This window comes from uncultured Cetobacterium sp. (assembly GCF_947038635.1).
Lineage (GTDB): Bacteria > Fusobacteriota > Fusobacteriia > Fusobacteriales > Fusobacteriaceae > Cetobacterium_A.
On sequence record NZ_CAMQXC010000108.1, the window covers coordinates 1 to 7,614 of the forward strand.

Sequence of the window (7,614 nt, forward strand, 5' to 3'; positions counted from 1 at the left end):
CAGTTAAGTATGCAAATGAAGTTAAAAAAAATAAAGAAAAATCTCTTGTAGCTGATATTGATGTAAAAACTATGACTCATGAACAGGGACATCTTCCTGAATTAACTAAGAAAAGATTTTGGTCAATTATGGTATTAATAGGGATTATAGTTTTGTTAATATTAGGTTATATGCCTTGGTATGAAATCAAATTTGCAGATGGATCTAACTTTCAAGATATTATAAATGCACCGATATATTTATTAGCAAAAATACCATTATTAGGAGATATACTAGGAGCTAAGTATATAACTCCTCTTGGAGATTGGTATTTTGGTGAATTTTCTTTTGTATTCTTTTTGGGATCAATTTTAATAGGATTTATAAATAAAATTCCTGAAGATAAATTTGTAAAGGAATTCGCATCAGGTGCGAAAGATTTATTAGGAGTTGTATTAGTTTTAGCAATAGCTAATGGAATATCTGTTTTGATGGGAAGTAAAACTTCAGGAATGTCAGTGACATTTGTATATTGGATTCAATCAGCATTGCAAGGAATACCAGCATGGGCATTCTCAGTTGCTACAATTTTAGCATACGTTGGAATCGGATGTTTCTTACAATCAACAAGTGGTGTAGCAGGAATAACAATGCCTATACTTGGAGCAGTAGCAATGGCATTATTTCAAAATTCCAATGTAGGAGTTATAGGTGGACAGATAATGTTGATATCAGCATTTACATTGGGTATAAATTTTATGTCTGGAATTTATCCAAGTGCAACAACCATGGGAACTTTAGAGTTATTTAATGTTCCATATGATAGATATTTAAAATTTGTATTAAAGATATTTATAACAATGCTAGCAGCAGGATGTATATTAATTTCAGTATCACAATTTTTAGGATTAATTTAATAAAAAACACAGAGGGTTTATCCTTCTGTGTTTTTTTTGATTAAAAAATACTAGAATGGCGGGTCATATTTTACTCTAAAAAAATTTGACTTTATAATACTGAAAAGGTATACTTTGATTGAATATCAAATAAAATGAATTTTAGGAGGCAAAAGAGATGAGTAAAATAGTAGTAGTTGGAGCAAATCATGCTGGAACAGCAGCAATCAACACAATTTTATCAAATTATCCAAATGAAGAGGTTGTAGTATTTGATAAAAACTCAAACATTAGTTTTTTAGGATGTGGAATGGCTTTATGGATTGGAAAACAAATTTCAGGACCTGAGGGATTATTCTACTCTTCTAAAGAAAAATTAGAGTGTAATGGTGCTAAAGTTCATATGGAAACTGAAATTAAAAAAGTAGATTTTGAAAATAAAGTTGTATATGGAATAAATAAAGATGGTATTGAAGTGTCAGAAAGTTATGATAAGCTGATATTATCAACAGGTTCATTACCAATAGATTTACCAATTCCAGGTAAGGATTTAAAAAATGTTCAATTTGTTAAATTATATCAACACGCCGAAGATGTAATAAAAAAATTAGAAAATCAAGACTTAAAGAATATTGTAGTAGTTGGAGCAGGATACATAGGTGTTGAATTAGCAGAAGCTTTCCAAAGATGTGGAAAAAATGTGGAACTAGTTGATTTAAGTGATAGTTGTTTATCAGGATATTATGACTCAGAATTTAGAGAAATGATGAAAGAAAATCTTGTACAAAATGGAATAAGTGTAAACTTTGGAGAGAAAGTTTTAGAACTAAAAGGAACAGATAAAGTAGAAGAAGTAGTAACTGATAAAAAAACATATAAAGCAGACATGGTTATTTTAGCAGTTGGATTTATACCAAATAATATTTTAGGAAAAGATTCTTTAGAGCTATTTAGAAATGGTGCTTATAAAGTTGACTTAACTCAAAAAACAAGTTTAAATGATGTTTATGCTATAGGAGATTGTGCTACAATATATGATAATTCTATAGAGGATACAAACTATATAGCTTTAGCAACAAATGCAGTTCGTTCAGGAATTGTTGCAGCTCATAATGTATGTGGAACAGAACTTGAAAGTATAGGAGTTCAAGGATCAAATGGAATTTCAATTTACGGATTAAATATGGTTTCAACAGGGTTAACACTAGAAAAAGCTACAAAATTAGGGTATGATGCTGTGGCAACAGAGTTTGCAGATTTACAAAAACCTGGTTTTATAGAGCACGATAATGATAAAGTATTTTTAAAAATAGTTTACGATAAAAATACAAGAAGAGTTTTAGGTGCTCAAATGGCATCAAGACAAGATATTTCTATGGGAATTCATATGTTTTCATTAGCAATTCAAGAGAAGGTAACAATAGATAAAATAAAACTATTAGATATATTCTTCTTACCTCATTTTAATCAACCATATAACTATATTACTATGGCAGCATTAGGAGCGAAGTAGAACATATAGATAGATGAAGTTAATAAAAATAATATACTTTCTTGACATGTAACTAGAGATATTAGATAATAGAGTATAGTATCAGTTACAGGAGGAACAACAATGAGAAACAAAAGAATAATGGCTACGTTATTATTAACAACATCTTTATTAGGAGCATGTAGTTCGGCAACACCAACAAATAAAAAAACTAGTGGTACTGTAAAAGGTGCAGCAGCAGGTGCATTAATAGGTCAACTAGTAGGAAAAGATACAAAGGGAACTTTAATAGGAGCTGGAATAGGAGCTTTAGCAGGACTAGGATGGGGAGCATATAAAGATGCTCAATATAAAGAGTTCTTAAATGCTTTAAACAGTACAAATATAACAGTTACTAATAATAAAGATAATATAAATTTAAGATTACCAGGAGAATCATCATTTAAAAGTGGTAGCGCTGTTTTAAATGGTGGATTCTATGCACCATTAAATTCAATAGCATATATTATGAATAAATATCCAGAAACAAAAATTCAAGTTTCAGGATATACTGATAATACTGGAAATCCTAACTCAAATTTAAATTTATCACTACAAAGAGCTCAAAGTGTAGCTAATTATTTAGCAGCACAAGGTGTATCACCGAGCAGAATTTCTAGCATAGGTTATGGAGATAGAAATCCAGTTGCTTCAAACGCTACTTCAGAAGGAAGAGCATTAAATAGAAGAGTGGAAATAAATATATTTCAACAATAATTAAGAAAAGGCTTTTTAGCCTTTTTTTATTTATAGAAGAAACCTTTAAAAAAATGGTAGATATATAAAAAATAGAGAAGGTGAGTTAAAGTGGAGAAAATAAAATTAATGTTGGAAAGCTATTTAAAAGCTCCTGGAATTATAAAGAAATTAAAATTATCATGGGGATATTTTATAGGAGGAGTTGTAGGTATAATAATATTAATATTTTTTTATTGGCTTTCTGGTTATTTAGGAGATTGGATTTTTAAAAAAATAAATATTATTTTTGATGTCAAGAGCTATGCAGGATTATTTAGATGGCTTATTATTTTTATAATTAGAACAATAATGATAGCTATTGAATATTTCTTTTTTAAAACGATACTTTTAGGGATATTGGCTCCATTTTTTAGCTATATTTCAGAGAAAGTTGAAAACTATCAAGAAGGAACTGAATATAAATTTACCTTAAAAGAAAATTTGTATTTTATACTTAGGGGTATAAAAATAGCAAGTAAAAGCTTTGTAAAGGAAATAATTTGCACCTTTATTGTAATTTTATTAGGATTTATACCTATAGTAAATTTAATTGTTCCTATTTTAATTTTTTTAATACAAAGTTATTTTATATCTTATAACTTTGTAGATTACACTTTAGAAAGACGTAGATTTTCTCCGGAAGAGAGTGCCAAATTTATGAAGGAAAATAGAATGATATTTACTTTGGGAGGAGGAATATTTACATTGATATATTTTATTCCTGTTATAGGTATAGTTATAGGACCTATTATCAGTATTGTAGCTTTTACAATGACAACATTGAAAATTTTGAAGCTCTAAAATGTAATTAAGGAGCAAAAAAAAGCTTTTTAAGTATTAAAATAATCATTTTATTCTAAAAAAGTTATTTTTTTTCTGAAATAGTATTATAATCTATTGTGAAAAGAAATCAAAAAAAGGGAGGATTAAAATGATTAGTTTTATAGGATCATTAATAGCTTTAATTTTAGGTTATGTAATTTATGGAAAGTATGTTGAAAAAGTATTTGGAGTAAGTGAAAATAGAGAAACTCCTGCAGTGCGTTTAGCAGATGGAGTAGATTATGTTGAATTAGATTGGAAGAAAGCTTTTTTAATTCAGTTTTTAAATATAGCTGGATTAGGACCAATATTTGGTGCAGTAGCAGGAGCTTTATGGGGACCAGCAGCATTTTTATGGATAGTTTTTGGATGTATATTTGCAGGAGCAACACATGACTATTTATCAGGTATGTTATCTGTTAGACATGATGGTGCAACAATAGCGGAGATTGTAGGTCATTATTTGGGAGATAATGCAAAAAAAATAATGAGAGTATTCTCAGTTGTTTTACTAGTATTAGTAGGAGTTGTATTTGTAAATGGTCCAGCAGGAATTTTAGCAAGTATGACAAGTATAAATACATTGACATGGGTAGCAGTAATAGTAGCTTATTATATGTTAGCAACAGTTCTTCCTGTAGATAAGTTAATTGGAAAAATTTATCCAATATTTGGAGCATCTTTAATAATAATGGGAATTGGAATTGGTGGAGGATTAATTTTAAAAGGATATAATATCCCAGAAATTTCAATGGTAAATCTTCATCCGAAAGGAACATCAATATATCCATATTTATTTATAACAATAGCTTGTGGAGCAATATCAGGATTCCATGCAACACAATCGCCATTAATGGCTAGATGTATGAAAAATGAAAAAGAGGGTAGAAGAATATTTTATGGTTCAATGATAGCAGAAGGAGTTATAGCATTAGTTTGGGCAGCAGCAGCGATGACATTCTTTGGAGGAACAGAAGGATTAATGAATGCTGGTCCAGCAGGAGTTGTAGTAAACACAATATCAAACAGTATTTTAGGTAAAGTTGGAGGAGCTTTAGCACTATTAGGAGTTGTAGCATGTCCAATAACATCTGGAGATACAGCTTTTAGAAGTGCTAGATTAGCTATTGCTGATGCAATAAATTATAAGCAAGGACCTGTAAAAAATAGATTTATAATTGCAATACCATTATTTGCAGTAGGAATTGGATTATGTTTTATAGATTTTGCGATAATCTGGAGATACTTTGCTTGGGCAAACCAAACATTAGCTACAATAGCTTTATGGGCAGGAGCAGTTTATTTAGCAAATGAAGGGAAAAATCACTGGATTGCAACAATTCCAGGAGTATTTATGACAGCAGTTGTTACTACATATATATTAATCGCACCAGAAGGATTTAGATTATCAGAAACAATAGGATATGTAGTTGGTATAGTAGGAGCAGTAGTTGCTTTAGGATTATTCTTAAAGAAAATAAATAAAAAAGAGGTTATTAAAGCATAATAAAAAGGAGCTTAAAAAGCTCCTTTTTATTATTTTATAGTCAATATCTCTTTAAGTTCTTTTACTTTATTTCTACTAACAGGAATTTTAAAGTTACAGTTTGAAACTTTCAAGATATAGGTTCCGTTAAACCATGGTTCTACTTCAACAATTTTATCAATATTTACAATATAAGAACGATGTCCTCTAAAAAAGATATTTTCTGATAAAATATTTTCAAGTTGTGAAATTTTTAATTTAGATGTATACATATTAGATGCTGTAAAAATATGGGTTTCTTTTTCATCAGCTTCAATATAAAGAATATCATCTGTGGATAAAACAACCATTTTAGAATCTAAGTTTACAGTTATTTTTTTGATATTAAAATCCTTAATTAGATTTTCATTATCATTTTTATTAAGTTCTTCTACTAAATTATTTAAAACCTTTATAATTCTCTCTTCTGAATAAGGTTTTAAAATATAATCAAAAGCTTTAATTTCAAAGGCATCTATTGCAAAATCCTTATATGCTGTTATAAAAACTAATTTTATATTTTTATTAAATCGATGTATAATTTTACCTAAACTCATGCCGTCTAATTCGGGCATGTTTATATCTAAGAAAACAACATCAATGTTATTTCCTTCAATATATTTTAAAGCGTCTATGGGATTTTCAAACTCTTTATTGATTTGAAAATTATTGTTATTGTTAATAAAATACTTTAACTCCTCTCTAGCAGGGAATTCATCTTCAATAATTACACAATTAAGCATCTATTCCTCCTGATTTATATAAAATGATATTTTAGTTCCTTTTTCAAGTTTTTCAATTAATAAACCTTTACCATATATAAGTTTTAAACGATTATGAACATTTTTTAGACCAATATTTTTTTCAATTTTTTTATTAATATTATTAATAATATCTTGATCAATTCCGATTCCGTTATCTTCAATGGAAACTAAACATTTCAAATAAACTTTTTTTATAGAAATTTTAACTATTCCACTTTCTCTCTGTTTTAAAATACCGTGCTTAATACTATTTTCAACAAGAGGTTGAATTGTTAAACTAGGGATTTTTATTGTATCTAAATCTTCATCAAAATCATAAATAATTTCAAATCTATTATGAAAACGTGCTTTTTCAATATTGATATAAGCTTTAACTTGTTCTAATTCCTTTTTTATGGGAACTAGATTAACAGAATTTTCAAGATTATACCTTAAATAAGTTGACAAATCTATTATTATTTCTCTTGCTCTAGCTGGATTAAATCTTACAAAAGATGCAGTTGTATTTAAAGCGTTAAATAAAAAATGTGGATTTATCTGATTTTGAAGAGCTTTTAATTCAGCATCTCTAGCCATGGTTTTTAAATTTTCCATTTTACTAATTTCTAATTGAGTTGAAATTAATTGAGATAGACCAATAGCTAAATATTTTTTTCGTGCTGTAATATTTTCTTCATTTTTAAAATAAATTTTTAAAGTTCCAGAAACTTTTTCATCTTGAAAAAGAGGAGCAATTATACAAGATTTTATACCCTCTTCTGAATAGGAAAAATCATTAAATTCACTATTTCTGTCAAAAATTAAAATTTCACCAGAACTTAAAACTTTCTTTGTACCTTCGCTTTGAATTTCTCTATCTTTAAGACAAAGATTGTTATTTTTAGAAGCGTTAGCAATAATAACTTCCTTATCAGTTATAACTACAATCTCAGCCTTCAAAGATTCTAAAAGAATTTTACAAATATTATCTAAAGATTCTCCTTTTTTAAAGAAGGGTAGAGTTTTATTGGCAATTTCAAGAGCTAGTTTGGCTTGAGTTCCTGCTTCTCTTTCTTTTTCTTCTAAAATCTCTTCAGTAATTATAATGATAACAGCCACTCCAATTCCGTTTATAAAAATCATAGGAAGATATAAATTTTTTACAATATCTATAGCAAGGATTTTGTCTTCTGCAAAAAGAAGTATAAAAAGCATACTTAAATTTTCTACAAAAACACCAGCAAAAAATCCTAAAAGGGATCTATTGTTAGAGTTTGCTTTTTTATACAAATAACTTGTTATAAATCCACCAAGTATAGTAGCTATAGCACATGGAATAGCAGTTAGTCTACTAACACCAACAGAAGCTCTGTGGATACC

General features: G+C 28.3%; 6 protein-coding genes and 1 pseudogene. 5 read left to right on the top strand and 2 right to left on the bottom strand.

The genetic code is table 11. The annotated features are described in order from the left end of the window. The 5 genes and pseudogenes from Q0V08_RS09405 to Q0V08_RS09425 all read left to right on the top strand — a co-directional run. A pseudogene (locus tag Q0V08_RS09405) lies at positions 1-896 on the top strand (YfcC family protein); the annotation flags it as partial. A gap of 157 nt (positions 897-1,053) precedes the next feature. Next, positions 1,054-2,388 carry a H2O-forming NADH oxidase gene (gene nox / locus Q0V08_RS09410; RefSeq protein ID WP_297434203.1) on the top strand — a complete coding sequence of 445 codons (1,335 nt, stop codon included), beginning with the start codon at positions 1,054-1,056 and terminating at the stop codon, positions 2,386-2,388. 102 nt (positions 2,389-2,490) lie between these two features. Next, the gene (locus tag Q0V08_RS09415) at positions 2,491-3,123 is read left to right on the top strand and encodes an OmpA family protein (protein WP_297434205.1); all 633 of its coding nucleotides are present in this window, start codon (positions 2,491-2,493) and stop codon (positions 3,121-3,123) included. 90 nt (positions 3,124-3,213) lie between these two features. Beyond that, the gene (locus tag Q0V08_RS09420) at positions 3,214-3,945 is read left to right on the top strand and encodes an EI24 domain-containing protein (protein WP_297434207.1); all 732 of its coding nucleotides are present in this window, start codon (positions 3,214-3,216) and stop codon (positions 3,943-3,945) included. 130 nt (positions 3,946-4,075) lie between these two features. After that, positions 4,076-5,473 (top strand): carbon starvation protein A, encoded by a 1,398-nt coding sequence (locus Q0V08_RS09425; protein ID WP_297434209.1) that lies wholly within the window; start codon positions 4,076-4,078, stop codon positions 5,471-5,473. A 29-nt stretch (positions 5,474-5,502) separates the two neighbouring features. On the opposite strand, the gene Q0V08_RS09430 is transcribed toward Q0V08_RS09425, so the two are convergent. Together Q0V08_RS09430 and Q0V08_RS09435 are read right to left on the bottom strand one after the other, a co-directional pair. After that, a complete protein-coding gene (locus Q0V08_RS09430) occupies positions 5,503-6,234 on the bottom strand; it encodes a LytTR family DNA-binding domain-containing protein (protein WP_297434211.1) in 732 nt (243 codons plus the stop codon). After that, positions 6,235-7,614, bottom strand: a 1,380-nt coding sequence (locus Q0V08_RS09435; RefSeq protein ID WP_297434213.1) for a histidine kinase, incomplete at its 5' end; no start/stop codon positions are given.